The organism is Pseudomonas sp. 21LCFQ010 (assembly GCF_024129905.1).
In the GTDB taxonomy this organism is placed as follows: Bacteria; Pseudomonadota; Gammaproteobacteria; order Pseudomonadales; family Pseudomonadaceae; genus Aquipseudomonas.
In genome coordinates, this window is the sequence record NZ_JAMYDZ010000003.1 from 156,041 (window position 1) to 172,878 (window position 16,838).

General features: G+C 51.9%; 15 protein-coding genes. 1 reads left to right on the forward strand and 14 read right to left on the reverse strand.

Going from position 1 to position 16,838, the window contains the following annotated elements; genetic code table 11:
* Window positions 1-9 precede the first annotated feature (9 nt).
* Complete coding sequence (gene ligB, locus NJC38_RS05860; protein ID WP_253112081.1) at window positions 10-1,695, reverse strand: NAD-dependent DNA ligase LigB; 1,686 nt, start codon at window positions 1,693-1,695, stop codon at window positions 10-12.
* Between the two features lie 208 nt (window positions 1,696-1,903).
* On the opposite strand from ligB, the gene NJC38_RS05865 reads away from it, so the two are divergent.
* Window positions 1,904-2,524 carry a LysE family translocator gene (locus NJC38_RS05865; protein ID WP_045486228.1) on the forward strand — a complete coding sequence of 207 codons (621 nt, stop codon included), beginning with the start codon at window positions 1,904-1,906 and terminating at the stop codon, window positions 2,522-2,524.
* Between the two features lie 443 nt (window positions 2,525-2,967).
* Here the strand turns inward: NJC38_RS05865 and NJC38_RS05870 are convergent, their stop codons facing one another.
* The 13 genes from NJC38_RS05870 to NJC38_RS05925 all read right to left on the reverse strand — a co-directional run bounded on the left by NJC38_RS05870 (window position 2,968) and on the right by NJC38_RS05925 (window position 16,832).
* Window positions 2,968-3,399, reverse strand: coding sequence for a hypothetical protein (locus NJC38_RS05870; RefSeq protein WP_253112083.1), 432 nt, complete (start codon window positions 3,397-3,399; stop codon window positions 2,968-2,970).
* Entirely contained in the window at window positions 3,399-4,268 is an 870-nt protein-coding gene (locus NJC38_RS05875; RefSeq protein WP_253112085.1) for a hypothetical protein, read from the reverse strand. Before NJC38_RS05875 ends, NJC38_RS05870 begins: the two co-directional genes overlap by 1 nt.
* 334 nt (window positions 4,269-4,602) lie before the next feature.
* A complete protein-coding gene (locus NJC38_RS05880; RefSeq protein WP_253112087.1) occupies window positions 4,603-5,160 on the reverse strand; it encodes a hypothetical protein in 558 nt (185 codons plus the stop codon).
* Window positions 5,161-5,789: 629 nt separating this feature from the next.
* The gene (locus NJC38_RS05885) at window positions 5,790-6,482 is read right to left on the reverse strand and encodes a hypothetical protein (protein WP_253112089.1); all 693 of its coding nucleotides are present in this window, start codon (window positions 6,480-6,482) and stop codon (window positions 5,790-5,792) included.
* A gap of 520 nt (window positions 6,483-7,002) precedes the next feature.
* Window positions 7,003-7,599: a DUF1629 domain-containing protein gene (locus NJC38_RS05890; protein ID WP_253112091.1), complete on the reverse strand. Its 597-nt coding sequence runs from the start codon at window positions 7,597-7,599 to the stop codon at window positions 7,003-7,005.
* A gap of 329 nt (window positions 7,600-7,928) precedes the next feature.
* Window positions 7,929-8,501 (reverse strand): hypothetical protein, encoded by a 573-nt coding sequence (locus tag NJC38_RS05895; RefSeq protein ID WP_045486236.1) that lies wholly within the window; start codon window positions 8,499-8,501, stop codon window positions 7,929-7,931.
* A gap of 242 nt (window positions 8,502-8,743) precedes the next feature.
* Window positions 8,744-9,274 (reverse strand): DUF4951 domain-containing protein, encoded by a 531-nt coding sequence (locus tag NJC38_RS29150; RefSeq protein WP_366855536.1) that lies wholly within the window; start codon window positions 9,272-9,274, stop codon window positions 8,744-8,746.
* 404 nt (window positions 9,275-9,678) lie between these two features.
* The gene (locus NJC38_RS05900; RefSeq protein ID WP_253112093.1) at window positions 9,679-10,212 is read right to left on the reverse strand and encodes a DUF2247 family protein; all 534 of its coding nucleotides are present in this window, start codon (window positions 10,210-10,212) and stop codon (window positions 9,679-9,681) included.
* 675 nt (window positions 10,213-10,887) lie between these two features.
* Window positions 10,888-11,295 (reverse strand): hypothetical protein, encoded by a 408-nt coding sequence (locus NJC38_RS05905; protein WP_253112095.1) that lies wholly within the window; start codon window positions 11,293-11,295, stop codon window positions 10,888-10,890.
* Between the two features lie 653 nt (window positions 11,296-11,948).
* Window positions 11,949-12,215 carry a hypothetical protein gene (locus NJC38_RS05910; RefSeq protein ID WP_253112097.1) on the reverse strand — a complete coding sequence of 89 codons (267 nt, stop codon included), beginning with the start codon at window positions 12,213-12,215 and terminating at the stop codon, window positions 11,949-11,951.
* Between the two features lie 321 nt (window positions 12,216-12,536).
* Window positions 12,537-12,983, reverse strand: coding sequence for a hypothetical protein (locus tag NJC38_RS05915; protein ID WP_253112099.1), 447 nt, complete (start codon window positions 12,981-12,983; stop codon window positions 12,537-12,539).
* Window positions 12,980-16,246, reverse strand: a complete 3,267-nt coding sequence (locus NJC38_RS05920) for a hemagglutinin repeat-containing protein (RefSeq protein WP_253112102.1) — start codon at window positions 16,244-16,246, stop codon at window positions 12,980-12,982. The genes NJC38_RS05915 and NJC38_RS05920 overlap by 4 nt, the downstream gene beginning before the upstream one ends.
* 346 nt (window positions 16,247-16,592) lie before the next feature.
* The gene (locus NJC38_RS05925; RefSeq protein ID WP_253112104.1) at window positions 16,593-16,832 is read right to left on the reverse strand and encodes a hypothetical protein; all 240 of its coding nucleotides are present in this window, start codon (window positions 16,830-16,832) and stop codon (window positions 16,593-16,595) included.
* Window positions 16,833-16,838: the final 6 nt, after the last annotated feature.

A 16,838-nucleotide genomic window follows, 5' to 3' on the forward strand; every position in this document is an offset into this window, starting at 1 on the left:
AACCCGGCATCAAAATCCCGCAACACCCAAGGCGCTCAACTGACTGCGCAGCGCCTGAACCTGCGGGTCGAGAAAAAATGCCTGTAACTGTGCAGCACGTCCCGGTCCGATCCCGGCTTCGGCCTGCCATTGCTCCAGGCTACGCGCCGCCAGGGTCTGCCAGTCATCGGCCAGGCGGGCGTTACCGGTGGGCGGCAGGCCCAGTGCCTTGAGCCAGAGGCAGAACGGTTTGTCCCGGGCGCTCTGCAGATTGGCAAACAGTGTAGCGCCGCTACGCTCACCCAGGCCGGGCATCTTAACAAGCTCGGCGGCGTCAAGGGTCATCCAGTCGAGCAAACCGTCGAGCCGCCCGGCATTGAGCAGTTTGTCCCAGGTACCCGGTCCGACTCCCGGCAAGTTCAGCCCCTGCTTGCCAGACAGCCACACCAGCCGCGCCTTGAACTGGCTTTCGCAGCCGGGCGTGAGTTGCCAGCAACTGAGCGAGTGATAAGCCTGTGGGTCTGGTACATGCAGCGGCACGCGTTCGCTGTTGCGCAGCAGTACACCGTCGAAGCGCGGGATGGTCAGCCCGGCCAGGCTTAACGCCACCTGATCACCGGGGCGGATATCCAGCTTCTGCCAGCGTTGCAGCGAACCGACACTGACCGAACTTATGGTGCGGTCATCAAGGCGAATCGGCACCAGCTCCAGCATCGGCGTGATCCGCCCGCTGCGGCCGATGTTGAAGGTCACCTTGCGCACCTCGGCCAGCGCTTGCGCGTAGGGGTATTTCCACGCTGTTATCCAGTACGGCGCCTTGGCCTGCCAGCGCTCGGCCGGCGGGCGACTGCCCTGGCGCAGGACCACGCCGTCGGTGGCGAAGGGCAGCGGGTTGCGATACCAGAATTCGCGCCAGGCGCGGGCTTGTTCAATGCCTGCCAGCGGCTGGCTGTAATGGGCCATGTCGCTGAAGCCCAAGGCGGCCAGCTCATCCATGCGCGGCTGCAGTTGTTGCGGGCCGGTGGGCCAGTCCCAGACGAACAGGCCGATTTGCGCTGCCTGCTCGTCACTCAGATCATGCCGGGCCAAGGCACCGGCCACCTGGCTGCGGGCATTGAGGCTGCCGTCGGTGGCCTGCACATGGCCGTTCAGACGCCAGTACAACTCGCCTTGCAGCAGCAGGTCGCGTGGTTCGGGCAACTGACCGGGAATGGCTGCGATACGCCGCGCCTGGGTGGTCCAGTCCTGGCCTTGCTGGCCGTCGCCACGACTGATGGCCTGCACCAGACGTCCTTGCTCATAAACCAGCGTGACCGCCACGCCATCGACCTTGGGTTGAATCCACACGTCCTCGCGCCCGGCCAGCCAGCGGGCTACAGCCTTGTCATCAGCCAGCTTGCCCAGCCCGGTATGCGGCACCGGATGCAGCACCCGGCCACGTGCGGTGAGTAACGGGTCGTCGGCGGCACCGGCAGGCAGGTTGAAGCAACTGCGCAGTGTGGACAGACGTTGCCGGGCCTGGTCGTACAGCTCATCGGCAATCAGTGATACGCCTTGGCGATGGTAGCTGTCGTCCCACTGCAAGATCTGCTCCTGCAAGGCATGTACTTGCTGACGGGCCTTGGCCGGCTCCCAGTCCGGGCATTGCGCGGCCTGCAAGGTCGCACTGCCAGACAACAGCACAGCGGCAACCAGTAAACGAATTGTTGGCAACATCGAAGCCTCCTTGCTTGATAACGGTGCCCGACAGGCTAGCCAGACATCGCCATAGTCAGTGGCGCAGAGGGTCACAGGGTTTTGCCAGGCTTGAGCGGATGTATCGCGGCGGTACAGTCAACCCGGATAAAAGCCCTTGGCTGTGCCTTGAGCGGGCAGGGTGTGCATGCCAGATTGCAACTCGCTGCCCTGTCTTGCGGAGAATCCCATGGAGCTGTCCACCCTTGCCCTGTTCATCCCGGCCTGTTTCGCCCTGAACATGGCGCCCGGCCCCAACAACCTGTTGTCGGTCAGCAACGCCAGCCGCTACGGCTTCGCCCGCGCCTGCAGCGGCGGAGCAGGGCGCCTGCTGGCCTTCGCCATCATGATTGCCCTGGCGGCCGTCGGCTTGGCCGCTGTGCTGCACACCTCCGAATGGCTGTTCCACGCCATCAAAATCATCGGCGCAGGCTACCTGTTCTGGCTGGCCTTCCAGCTCTGGCGCGCCACCCCGCAAGCCGAAGGCATGGCCGCCGCCGACTCTCCGGGCCTCGCCCGGCTGGCGCGTCAGGAGTTTCTGGTCGCCATCGGCAACCCCAAAGCGATCTTGCTGTTTACCGCATTCCTGCCGCAGTTCGTCGACCAGTCCCGCGACGTGACCGCGCAATTTGCCGTGCTGGGCGCGTTGTTTCTGCTGCTCGAATGCGTGGCGATTGCCCTGTACGCCTGGATGGGCGTGCATGCGCGTCGGCTGTTTGCCAGGCCGTCGAGCAAGCAGATGTTCAATCGGGTGTGTTCGGGGTTGTTGGCCAGTGCGGCGACTGCGTTGCTGGTGGCACGGCGGGGGTGAGGTTTTCTTGGGGGAGAACAGGCCAGATCCCGTTCATCGTTTTTGGCGCTACACAATGCTTAACCCTGTCGGTACGCCTGAGGGGCACCTCTAAAAACTACCTGCGTTGCCATCGCAGCGTTAAAAACAGGCTCACAATGCTCATTTACAACTCGTAAACTCCGCTTGCTCGCCTGTTTTTGCCTTGCGCTGGCTGCCTCGCCTACGTTTTTAGAGATGCCCTACTGGCTCTCGCCAGTCAGCGCCTGGAAGGGCTGGAGCCCGATGCCTGGGTGATCCGCCAGTTGGGGTCCTTTGCCGAGGGCACGCTCGGCATCGAGGCCATTCTGGGGGAGTTCGGAGGCAAGATCGTGAATGGGCGGCTATTGCCGGGCGCTGGCAGCGAATAGAACGACACCGGCGCGGAGCCGGTGTCAGGTGAATACTGTATCTGTACTCTTGATTCAATTTTTCCCGCTGAGATTATCTCTCCACGGCGCAAGCAAGCCTTCCTGAAGAATTCGATCAATGACGCCATCCTCAATGCTACCAACATAAGTAGCATCCAATTGAAACTCAAAGGAAAGACTTGCTTTTTCAGATAAATCTCTAATAGCGTCAATCAGCTCTTCTACCTCCTCTAGATTCTTCGAGTCCACATCACTAGGAAGTATATTCGGCGGTAAAGCTGAATAAATTTCCAGCATCCCACCTACCACCTCCAAGCCATTATCGTCTATCTCATCAATCAGGCTTGGCGGTGCAATGCTCCATACCCTTGACGCGGCGAGTTTTTTCACAAGCTGCTGCACATCCGACCTAATTGATTGATCTAAATCCTGAGCCACATAGAAGATTAACTTCTGCTTCGCATGTTCTAGCGGCATGACATGCATCACTCAGCTCCTTTTTTCGGTGGGTATGCTGGAAGTGCTGATCTAGGGCCGCCTGGATTATATCTAAACCCTCCTGGCATATGCGCGTCTAAATGACGTGTATCAGGCAGCGGCACGGTAAGTGGTGAACCCTGGATATGATGCATAGGAATTCGTTCACCCTTTAGTCCTGCATCTTCCGGGAAAACCTTAATCCATGCATCGTCAACTTTCGGGGTGCGCCCTTTAGCAATAGAAGCCCGATTCTCAGCGCTTAATATTTGGCCATGCCCAAGATCGTCCCAGTTATCGCGTAACGCTCTCCAGTCAGCAGCATTTGTACGAACAACACCCGTCCGGGTCGTACCAGAAGACACAACAGGCGCGGCAGGCACGACTTCGCCTGCGCCTTTTGCCCCAACACTCCCTACTGGACTATTGGTCTTCTGCGCCTCGGCGATCTTCGCCTCTACCGCCTTCAGATTCGCTAACCTACCACCATCCTTTACCTCTAATCCACCTTCGCCTCTTACGACATGGAGGCCTTTTTCAGGGATCAGCACCTCGACGTTTCCGGTCTTGGTATTTACGAAAACCCTGGAACCCTCCGGTAAATTTGCTGGACGAGCAAGCATCGCGCCTGCTGAACTGTCCTCTTTGTACCAGGACGGAATTTCTATCTGGTCTACTGTCTTGCCTGCCGTCGTAACCGTCTCCACAAACGGCACATCCGGATCCCTGCCTGGCTTCCCGGCCTGAGCGAAGTTCTCGGTGACCTTCTCCAGCTTCACCGTGGTGGCAAGCTGTTCAAGCTTTTTGCCAGAGATGGGAATTCCGATGTCCGAAAGTGTTGCGGACTTGGTGGCTGCGCCGCCACCGCCGGTGGACACGTTACTATTGGGAACGCATGACTGTGTTGTTCATATCCTATCCGACAGAGCTACCAATACCACCGTGGCCCATAATCCACTTCGGCCTCTAAACCCAAGGCTGGAGCCGCATGAGGACATTCTGCACGTACGGATCTGTGCTGGACAGGTGAGTGCCATTCCTACTAGGACCGTTATAGTGGATACCTATCCTTCGGTTGTTTTTAGCCAGCCAATATCCACTCATTGATACCCCGCTGCCGATACTTTGGCCTACTAAACGGAACTTCAGCCAGGCGAGGCAACAATTTTACAAATATGAGCTCTTCATGCAGAACTATTCCGAAATCGCTATTTATATTACACATATCGCAGTGATAAGTTGGTTGGGTTGATCTTCCAGAGGGGCACTCCATCCAGTAATTTCAACGGCGCCATATTTTTCATCGGTATAGAACCATTCTTCCCCTTCATCAAACTCAAGATCAGAAAAAGGCAAAAGATCTGAAACAAAACTGCCTAATCCAGCGCCGGAGGGGAAAGTACCTTTGTATATTAATTTCTGTGCAGGTTCGCCCGGAAAGCTGAAGTCATAGGCTTTAATGGCATATATCTTCCAGTTTTTGAACATGACAGATAGCGCGGGAACTCCCTTTTTATTTTTGCTGACCATTTCGTCATGGAATAATGAAAAGGAGTAACCTCCATTTCCCTCTCTGTCTAAATCGTTAGAGTCCAGTCGAAGGATTGGCGACTTTTCGAATCTGTATGCGGATTCTCCGTCACCAATAGAATATTTTTCTAGAATGATGCTGAATGATTTGTAATCGGTATCTAGCTTTATTCCGGCGAGTGACTTGGAGGGCACAATTGGAGCGACCCATGATATAGAGAAATCTTCAGATAAATTCATTTCGGCATCCAGGTGTTATTGTAGGGATTAAATTTTACCACTTCCCCCCTTGGGATTTAAGTAGGTTGTATTCTTATCATGGATAGGCCGGTTTGGGCCCTCAAATGAGGGTCTGTACCCACTAGGGTCAACAGTTTTAACCTTGCTTCCGTCGGTGTACGTAATTTTTTAGTATTCACCAAGATGGTCTGATTTAGCGTTCTTGCCGATTGTTGATGGACTATGTTGAATCGTGCGTATGCCCGTTGCGCTATTTGTATCTTCAAATGTTTTAGCGTTGCCTGATGACTTCGATCTCGCGGCCACAGGTGTAACAGTAGCACCGTCCATGATAAACGACTGTTTAATATCATCTACTGATTTTCCCCAGATGCTATGAGGGCGGTCGACGATATGTATGCGGTAGTTCCGCACGTACGGATCTGTGCGGGGGATGGCAGGTGACTGCCATCCCTACCGCGACCCTAGAACTCGGCCTCGGGGATCAGTACAACGGTTTGAAGGTGTAATTGCTGAGAAGTTTACGTTGTTTTACAGAGCATGAGCTGAGACGACTCAGGAAGTAGGGAACCTCAGAGAAGGAGATGAATAACCCGGTAGCGCCGGGTTGGTTTGTGAGGTTTGGAACGCTATCTAAGAGACCAGTCGTGTATGGATATAAACTGAATGGTTTGTTCGGGGGTATGTTCTAGAGGTGCTCTGTAATCTGTGACAAAACTAATCCCAAGAATATCGTTATTGTTTCTTTTGATGAGGAATTCATCTTCGTCAGGGTTAAAGTCCAATTCAAATACTTTGGATAGGTTTAAAATGCTATCTCCTGGCTTAAGCCCAAAATAGCCCCCTCGATATCCTTTCCCTACAGCTACTCTATAAAGAGTCTTTCTGGTCTCAAAGTATAGAGAAACCAATTCATTCATGTAGCGGTAAGAGAGTACGTATTCTTCCTCGAAGCCAATTCTTCGTTCCACTAAGATCCATTCGTTATTACTAAGTAGAATATCTCGAATAGCCATGTCTGGACCATGTCGTTCTACAGGGCCGATCTTGGCCTCGATATCGGCAAGTGACTCGCCAATAGTAAACCCTGCAGCAGATATACCAGGAATCAGATCGGCGTTCAGATTAGGAATTAGCTGTTTCATGGTTTGCTCCCAAACTTTCCATTGTCCGCTCTCGTATCTTAGCCGATTTCCTTGAGTGTCGAAATACTGTTGGTGGCGCGTGATTGTTCCAGGATTAAAGTCAAGCGAAGGACTAATCACCCTAACCTCTGTGCCGTCGTTGCGTACAAGTGTGTGGTAGGTAAGAAGCATCACCATGAACGCCTCCGCATGGATGATATTCAATCTCTTTAATTGTCGGATGATCTTCAACTGTAAATACCTGAGCTTTACCTGAGCTGCCCGAGCGTGCAGGCTTCTGGCGGGCAGTCCTAATCCCCTAGCGCTGCAAGGCCACCATGGATCTCACCCAATAGCGCCTTGGCCCTTGCTGGCCTAAGAGTGGCAAGCGCACCTGTAAGATTGTCCCGGCTAAGCTGGTCATATTCAGATCCATCACGCTCTTGGCGCTATACAGCGCTCAGCCTTAGGGGCTCTCTGAAAAAGCCACCACCCCGAAATCTAACCCCAGTGAATACGAGGGTTTCAGGGCAGTAAATTCGCGAAATTAGGGCTTTTTCAAAATTTTCCTAAGTCGTTCTGTAATTGGCTCCAGCAGGGAGCTCCCTGCTGTCGATGAACATTGCGAAGTAGGATAAGGTTATTGATAGAGTCGACTGGATGTCCACTAGATTTTACTGATTGCTTCTGCATCATTGTGGTCTCCCAGTTGTTTCCTTCATGCAACGGTAATTCTATCGCCATTCAAGGACTCAAATACAGCCCCCATCACTCCTGCTGCCTCAAATCTACTTTTCACGTCTTCGCTCACTACAATTGCGCCCAAATATTTTTTAATTCTAAAAATATGGAAGGCCCCCACTTTTGACTCATCTATCGACAAGTTATAAAACGCGCGGTATTGACCTGCCATATCCGGCCGAACAGGATCGTCAACTGAAAACTTTGTGAAAGTTGAGGGCTCTTCGTCTACACAATCTAATTGTGTCTCTATGATCATTAAAAAATAATTGTTGGAAACCTGTTTTCCTTCAATTTCAACGGGCTCAAAGACTACGTTTTGATAAGGTTCATCAACTTCAGGTAAGCCTATGAGCGAGTTTTTCGCTTTCTCGCTCAGGACTGGAACACTCGCGTAGCCTGCTAGAGAGTAGTCGACTTCAATACCTTCGAATCTGATATCAAGCGTATATCTACCAGGCTCCATGAAATTTATTGGTGGATTACTAAAATTCCAATTGTCCACATGCCTCACATCGCCGAGAACCCATTTTTCGGAAATGGAAAGATTCTGGCGTAGTAAATAATATTTCATATCAATTCCTAGTAAGCCATTTGTTAATTTCACTGCCCACGATCACTGCTTCCTTCTTGATTCCATCAAGTGTTTTTGTGACAGCCATTTTATAGGCTGGTGTTCCCGGTACTAAGCCTTGAGTGGCCTGTTCCAAACTCCCATATACATACTGGTGATACTCTATGGGGTGCGGCCCTCAACGCTGTTTGTCAGATTGGTTTTCGACTTGCCGCTGATATGCGGAAAGTTTATCGAGGCACCCTCTAGGAATTGAATTTGCCTCTTTAATTTGAGGGGGAACTCGACTGAAGAATGCTGGGTTTTGTACTTTTTATTTTAATATGATTTTAGTTGGACACTAAAAGAGCCTCCTCAGTAAGAGCGCACCTCCCCCCTGTCCGCCAAAATCTAAAATATGGTCCTAGATCAACTTCAAATGTAAATAAGGGGCGCCCAATATACCATGCAAGATAATAGTCGGCAGCTAAGCCATACAGAGCTTCAAACAATGCATAGATCTCGTCTGAGTCAGAAATCATACTTGTTCTGATTGCATCCCCGGCCTCGTCAAACAACCAGTAATGGGGGATGTCTTGTTGAAGTGAATGCTCCAGATCTTGCTTGGTAACGAATAGGACTTTAGCCTCGTTGCAGATATCAAGTACTTCAGAGTTGCCAAGAGTTTTGCATATGTTTTTTTGTTCTTTGAGCCAGTCGTCACCTAGCTTGATAAGCTCATCATTAGTAGTTGTGCGTTTGGGTAGAAGATATAGAGATTCCTCTGTTGTAGCATAAGAAATAACATTCGCAGCCCTGTCGGCCAATTCCTCTGCATGTGGGAAGTAACTAAATATTTTTCGAAGCTCTTCGTTGCTGTGGTGCGCTTTTAATAGTCCTAAAAAATGGGATTTATCAAACATTGCGACACCTTCACAGAAAGCACTCCAATCCGATAATAAGTTTTTCACTCTTGTAGTCCTCTTGATTTTGGCAGAGTCGGTAATAGGTTAGGGGCTATCTTCCATCTGTCTCGAAGTGAAATGATATTTGTGTTGAAGTCGCTAAGTGATTTGCTCTTGTCAATAATTGATTTTAGTTCGTTGTGGAAAGTGCTGGAAGCATGGCTACCATGGCCTCCAGGCTTACCGTCGAGAGGACTGGTTCACTTCAGTTCAGACGTCTTGGTTCTAAAACTCTGAATTTCGTCCATAGGCACTCCCCATTTTTTGAAGTCAGGAGCCCTGCATACCATGCACCACTCATGCAATCCACCGGGTTGCCGTATCCTTGCTTCAATTGTGTTACGAGCAGCCTTGTTTTGCCACAAAACATCCAACTCTGAAGAAGTTAATTGATCAAACCAGCGATTGAACTCCCCCTCGAACACTCGGAACCTTGCCGTTAGGCAATAACTGATCCAAAGGTTGATGGTCTCAAGGCGCTGTAATGCTCCTTCTGGTCTAGCTCCCCACCCAATTACGTTCTTCCCAAATTGACTTTGTGTCATACCTTCAGGAATTGATGGCCGATCGAGTTTAGAAATTTCTGGGTTGGTTACTCCCTTGGGAGTATCACTTGAGGTCTCGGATCCTCTTGCACCACCACTCCCTGCCTCACCCCGCCCAGCCGGATCACAAGGCCCAGTGTTATGCACCCAGGTCTTCAGATCACCGACATAGAACGTATGCCCCACATCGACTGTCAGGTTATACGTCTTCCCTACCGGTGCGTAAAGCTCCAGAGACTCGACCTCGGACGAGGTGTTCTCGGTCGCGCCATCGGCCAGTGACTGCAGTCGGTCGCCAGTCTTGAGATCGCTGACCGGGATGAAATCTCGCCGAGCTGGTAAGTCGATCGGATGGCTCGGGGTAACCAGCAGGGTATCGCGCTTCTCGTTGCTGTGTTCATCCGCCTCTTTGAGGGGCAGGCGATAGATCGTCTGATCGTTACGAACGTGAGTGATGGTAATGGCGGCGGTGAACGGTTTGCCGCCTTATATATTTGGCTGTACGCAGCCGAAGATTAGGGTAAGCGCGCCCCAACCCCCATCCTGTAAAAGGTGAGGTTTGGGACGCGCTTAAGATTTTCAAATTAAGTTCAAGGTTTGCTGCAGATCAACGCTGCCAGCTCCTCTTTCAACCACTGCGCATGCTCATGAATAACATGCTCATAGTTCGAGTCAGAATGGTATTTATGCTGTGGCAAAGTCATCGTACCAGGAATCATCGACAGTGGAGCATCAGCAGGCCACTCCCAGATTGACCAAAACTCAGAAAGGTTTATTAATCCATACAGCGGTTCCGTGTCTAGGTTTGCTAGCAGTTTTTCCAATGCAGCCGCTCGCCATATTCTGCTGGCCCGCTGCATATCCACATTTTGAAAATCACATATTTTCTGCAACTGCGGGCACAGCTCAGATAAAGATAGATCACTAACGTTAGCCAAGCTAACAATCACGTCGAGCAAGGGGCTATCCCCAGCTAGCTTTTCAAGTTCAGCGTTCGCATAATTTTCTACATAAGATGTTGGCAGTTTTCCTAAAAGGCCAGGAATACTATCGACGCCCTGAAGCAAAACACCCCAGTCAGTCAAGGCATGTCTGGCAATTCGTTCAAAGACTTCTTGAATCATGGTTTCACCGGTATGCCGTTAACAGTTCCATTTGGTACAAACATTCTGTGCGTTACACCGCCCAACTTCGGGTCTACAATCCATTCAAATCTGCCCGCTACACCATTGTAGCTTCCTGATGCTTGGTAAAGCGACGCGTTGTTTTTGAGAGGGAATTTAGTCGCGCTGTTTGCATAGTTATCAACAATGTCCGGAAAACCGTGTGCTACCGGAGTCGATGGGAACTCCTGAGCGGCATAAGGACCCTTATAGGGCACCTCTAAAAACTACCTGCGTTGCCATCGCAGCGTTAAAAAACGGCTCAGAATGCTCATTTACAACCCGTAAACTCCGCTTCCTCGCCGTTTTTTGCCTTGCGCTGGCTGCCTCGCCTACGTTTTTAGAGGCACCCAACAGTATCACCCGACGCAAATTTCGTTGTCTACACGCGCAACGCCAGACGTGGCGCGGCCTGCGCGCCGGTCGGCCCAGCTGATTCGCGCTCGCTGAATAAAACCACCCCGACGTGGGTTTTCAGCCCGTCAAAATACGACCTGGACGACCTAAACCAACCAACGACAAAAGCCCCTGGCGGTTCGGTGGCGAAGCCGTCGGACAGCGGCAACAGACGGGAGGTTTTGCAGTAAGCAGATACAACAACACCGGCGCAGGGCCGGTGTTGAGGGTAAGCAGTGTTCAAGAGAACTCTATTTTGCAATCTGACAGAGGGATCGAGCGGCCATCGGAAATAACCAATTGATTACCTTTGATTTTGGCGAGTAACAGACCAAGGCCAATTGCCCCTGCCTCAATATCTTTTCTCCAACCGTCAAGATCACCATGATAGGAAATCGCGTAAAAAAGAGGCCCCGCGGGCGGGGTGACTTTGCACCCGCGATCATTTACCCCTCCACGAACAGCATTCGGAGGTTCAGAAAAGCACGTAATGTTATTAAATTGTTTTCGGAATTTGTTTTTCCCATCGTCCGAAAAATAAACAACTTGCTGCCCATCAACAGCCGTAACACCAGGTACATTTCGAGAGTTCGACTGCTCGATTTTCCCACCCAGAATTTTTTCTAACGTCTCCCGATCACTACTCATTTCACACCTCACTTTGTTATCGGGGTAATTACGAACTTAAAGTTTGTGACGCCTGCATCGGTAAACACCTTCGAATAGTAATTAGCTGGTTTTAGGCTGTTCGTATGGGTTGAGAAGTCTTGACTCACATTTAGCCTGACAACCCGAATACTTCCGTCTGGCGTTTTTACAAAATCATATGAGCCGGATGGAGTTATTCTGTTTTCGGTTTGAGTTTGTAACCAGTAGCGCCAAAAATCATCCTGTGCAAGTGTTCTTGCTGGTCGCTGTGCGATAGCAATGTCATTAGGGTGTAGGTTAACTGACGTGCCCCGCTCAGTAAGATTCGGAACACTCCCAGTTCCTTCTGCATCAACTGACTATCGACTACGGCCAATACTCAATCATATAGCCGCCCTTTAGTTCTTGTTGTAACGACTTCGCCAGTTGCATGCCTTCGGCTTTATGCCGAAGCTCTGCCTCAAGAGTGGGAAAAACAGAGTCGGGAGGGTAGTCGCTGTTGAAAGTCGCTTGGTACTCTTCGTCCCAACTCCTGATTTTCGCCATCAACTCTTGAGAGATGGGTAAATCCTCGATGTCAACGTGCCCCACTCTATCCGGATCTGGGCAAAATATTGGCCCGGCCAAATATTCACTTGTTAGTCTTAATCTAATCATAGCAATGGCTTCCAAAAACTTACCGGATTAGCTCGAACTACGAAACCGTTTGAGCCAACACCGACTGCAATATTTTGCTCAACACCATTGTGCGTAACACGATAAACATTAGCCGAACCATTGGTCCCGATAATGTCACCACGCTCAAGAGCGTTCATTACTATCGTTGGAATATCATTGCGCGAGATTCCCTTGTTGAGAAGGTCGACTTTGTGTTGTTTATAGATATGTTGCAATCCAGCAGCATCAGTACCCTTTTCCAACCAGACTGTTCGGCCATCTGGCAATCTACGGATATCAACCACATTTCCGGCGTGATCTTAGTTCCTCCAGACAAGCCCGAGATCAATTCGTCTCTCGTCAGATTCGAACCTGACACTCCTTTTTCACCAGTACCCCCTACTGAACTATCGGCCTTCTGCGCCTCGGCGATGTTCGCCTCAGCCGCCTTCAGATTAGCTAACCTACCACCATCCTTTACCTCTAATCCACCTTCGCCTGTTACACATGCAGGGTGCAACAGCAACTGAAAATACCGGCGCAAGAGTGCGCCGGATATCAGCCAAAGCAAAAACACCTGCTGATTAAGACTCTAGCAAAACCGAAAGTACTGCTTTAAAAATATGAGTTCCATCATCGACAGCTGATGATGCCTCATATATTGCTTCAGTCGCTGTCATAAGCGAATCCTCTCCACCAGCTAAGGACAGCGCCGATACAGCACGAGCTTGGCTAAACAGCTGAAGGCCTTCTCCATTTAAGTTTTGCCCTTCATCCAGATTGTCTTGCAAGTCAAAATACTTCTCATCTAACTGTGCAGCTAAAGCATCTAGCCCAGAAACCTGATCAGTCGCGAGTTTATTGCCTGATCGTAGCTGCCTAAGAGACTCGACAACAATAGGCACCTCTACTGGACAGGCCTGAAAAGCAAGTTCGCAAGCCACTTTTACAGCACTTCTTCGTCGCTCCTCACTGACTAACTTGAGCTTTTCTACAAGTTCTTTCTCAACCATTTCTAAACGCATAATCATTGTTTGGCCTTTGGCTGTGGTTTTAATGGCGTTGACACATTGGCCCCTGTCGGCTCAATTACGTTCTGACATGATGCACAGACAGGGCGTGTCGCACCGATATCAACAACTTTCAATCCGTTAGCGTTGGCATAGCTGACAATATCCGCTTCTGCGTGGCCAGTTCCAACAACTACCTTCTCGCCTTCTTGCAAACTCACTCCAGGACGGAGATAGCCCCGAGGTTCACTTGTACTGACTAGAACAGAGCGAACACCATTCGCATCCTCTACTACCGCAACACCCATAGTTATTCGGCCTTGAGAGTTCGCAGGTATTTGTGACTGAATTTCACTTACACGATTTTGGACGAGGTTTGATGGATTGTCATAGGCAAGACCTCGCTCTAAGGATGTACCTGCTTCTTTTGCCCCAACACTCCCTACTGAACTATTGGTCTTCTGCGCCTCGGCGATGTTCGCCTCTGCCGCCTTCAGATTCGCTAACCTACCACCATCCTTTACCTCTAATCCACCTTCGCCTCTTACGACATGGAGGCCTTTTTCAGGGATCAGTACCTCGACGTTTCCGGTCTTGGTATTTACGAAAACCCTGGAGCCCTCCGGTAAATTTGCTGGACGAGCAAGCATCGCGCCTGCTGAACTGTCCTCTTTGTACCAAGACGGAATTTCTATCTGGTCTACTGTCTTGCCTGCCGTCGTAACCGTCTCTATAAACGGCACGTCCGGATCCCTGCCTGGCTTCCCGGCCTGAGCGAAGTTCTCGGTGACCTTCTCCAGCTTCACCGTGGTGGCAAGCTGTTCAAGCTTTTTGCCAGAGATGAGAATTCCCATTTCCGAAAGTGTTGCGGACTTGGTGGCTGCGCCGCCACCGCCGGTGGACACGGTACTGATGACGACGGCAGTGACCTCGCCCATCATCTTGCCCAGCATCTCGGCATTTTCGTCGCCACCGTGCTCAAGGGCCTGGTCGATTTTTTCGAGTTTCTCCCTAAGTTGGGCGTGGATGTGTTGTTTCAGCCGATCCCTGACTTCCGGGGAGTCGACAAACGCGATCACGGCGTCGATATGCGCTTGCGGATCGCGCAGCATGCTCACGGCACTGTTGAGGGTGTCGACCCCTATACCGGCCATGCCATCCTTGAAGCCCTTGGCAATTCCTACCCCGGTCAGTACATCCTGATCGAGTGAGGTTTTCTCCCATTTCAGGAATACAGCTACTTTCTCCTGGGGCGTTTTAGCCTCGTTGTATTCCTTCTTGTATTGGATGACCTGTTGGGTCGCCAGCCAGTTGTTGTCCACGTTGGCGATGGCAGCGTTGGTGCTGGTAGCCGCTGCGGACGGATCAGTCATGGCCGCGATACCGGTGACCAGACTGGCGATCACATTGCGTTTGGCTTCGCGTGAGGCGTTGGACTCATCGGCACTGGTTTCGGAGAAGAAGGTCGTCAGGAAGCTGGAAGCCGCACCGCCCATCGCGCCTGCCGAGCAGCTTTGCCGGCTGGCGGCAGCGCCTGCACAGCCCAGCATGGCGTGCCAGGCGGCGTGTTCGGGACTGCCTTCTTTCAACCCCTTTTCGACCATCTTGCCGATGGCAGAAGAGCCTTCCTGCTGCACGTAGTTGACCAGCATGTTCTGCGCGAACTGGCTGGTGCCGCCCGTTACATTCGCGGAGGCCCCAGCAGTGAGCGCAACGGTGATCTGCCGATAAGTGCCGCCAGAGCCCCAGTCATTGTCGATTTGCCGAGCCTGTTCTTTCAGGCTGTTGTAATTGGCGATGTGGGTCTCTCGCTCCTTGTCGGAGAGGGTTGGGTTTTTCAGTGCTTCCAGTTCCTCGTCGGCCTGCTTGTTCTTGGCGTCGACTTCCCTGGCCCGCTCCTCCAGATAGATGCCGGTGTTTTGTATGAAGGTGCTGGTGATCGCGAAGTTGTTCTGAATTTCTTCAGCATCGAAGATCGGCTTGAGCTTGTTGCTGCCATCGCGTTCGCTGGACACATCGGTATTGATATCCGCGATGGTTGCGGCGGCGGTTTGCCCGGTTAGTGCTTGTTGGCCCGCCTCACTGGTGATGGTGACGTTGGCCCCGCTGATGCCACTGCGGGTGGTGCTGCGGGCATCACCGCTGGCAACCAGCGCTATCGGTGCGTTGGCGCTGACTCCCTCAATGTCCGCCGCTTTTCGACCGGGGGCACCGGCTTGCAAGGTGTTATCTGAGCCGCGGGCAATGACAGCGCCGGCGCCCCCGCTTAAACCGATACTGTTCGCGTCGTATTCAGCCTTGTTCTTGATATCGGTCCATGTAAGGGTTCCGGTGCTCAAACTATTGAGGTTTTGCTCCACCGCTTTATCGTTACTTGCTATAACGCCGCCAGTAAGCCCGGTATTGCCCTTGACCTCGATCTGGAAGCCACCATCGCCGGCTTTGATACCTGATTGCTCGGTAACACTGGCGTAGTCGCTCTGCATTTTCTGATGGTTGAAACCAGCACTGCCGCTGGCGGTAATGGCGTCACTGCCGGGGATGCCATAACAAAACGGTGGAATACAAATGCTGATCCCGACGCTGGCATCGGTCTGTTTGGATTTGTATTTACTGGTGTCCTGCAGGCTCTCGATATTCAGGTCACGGCCTACGTTGGCCTGAACCTGATTGGCCGTTACGACCGCGCCTTTGAGGTTGGTGTCGCGGCCACTGATCAGCGTCGCCTGGTTGCCGGCCTTGATGGAGGTGTTGGTCTGGGTGACGTCGTCGCCCTCGGATTTACCCTGGCCTTTGTTAGCGGCCAGATCCAGTGTGAAGCCGTTCTGTGTGCCGCCAACGGTAAAGCCGATGCCTACGCTCCAGCCGCTGTTGCCGTTGGAGCCATCCTGCCTGGCGGTATTCTGCGCGGAGAGCAGATTGATATCGCCATCGGCCTTCAGGTTGACGTTATTGCCGGCCTCAATGGAGCTGCCCACGACATTGATGTTGCTGTCCTGGCCTGCGCCTGTGGCACGAATATTTACGTCGCGCCCAGCGGCCAGACCGCTGGAAACGACATTCTGTCCAGACTGGCTGCTTTCGCTATGACTTTGTGTATTGCCCAGGCTGAGGCTGACCTTGAAACCGATGCCGTTTTGCGCAACATCCTGCACGGTGTCGTAAGCGCGTTTGGCGCTCATGGCGGTGTTCAGCGCTGCCAGACCCTGCATGCGAGGGTCATTGGTTGTGGTGTTGGATTCAGCGGCTTGTTGAAGATTTTTGGCAGCGTCCAGCAATGGCACGCGGATGCTGCCGCCAATCGCGGTTTTATACCAATGGCTGCACTTGCCGCTCCGGCAGTGAGGTAGGTTGGAACAGGCCGTTCTGCCCAGTGGCTAGGAGTTTTTGGGCAGGTTCGGCGACAGTTGGCTGTCGAGGCGGATGTAGAGCATCAGAGGCTGGTCGCGATCAATAATGCCACGACGATATCGCTGTTTATCGCGTTGCTGCACCAGTTCGTTGTATGCGCCCCATAAACCTCACCTTTTTATAGGGCTGTCTGTTGCTCGAGGCAGGAGTGGCGGTCTGCTTCAGCACTGCGGGTGGGCGCTGTGCTGAGCGGGATCAAAGAACCCTTTGTGCCAAAAATCAACATTGTTGGCTTGGGGCTAGTTCTTGGCCATTTACAAATACTGAAACCACACTACCTTCCCATCCATAAAAAATAATGCCTTTGTCGAAGTATTCCACTTCGAAGCTCCCATCAATTGCCCCTCCTTTACCTATGACATCAACCGAGACTCCGGGCTCAAGCCAATACTCTTCAGCCCAAGGTTCAACAATAAGTAGCATGGCTTCAGATGTCCCATTTTTGCAGTTGATTCTCATGATGTT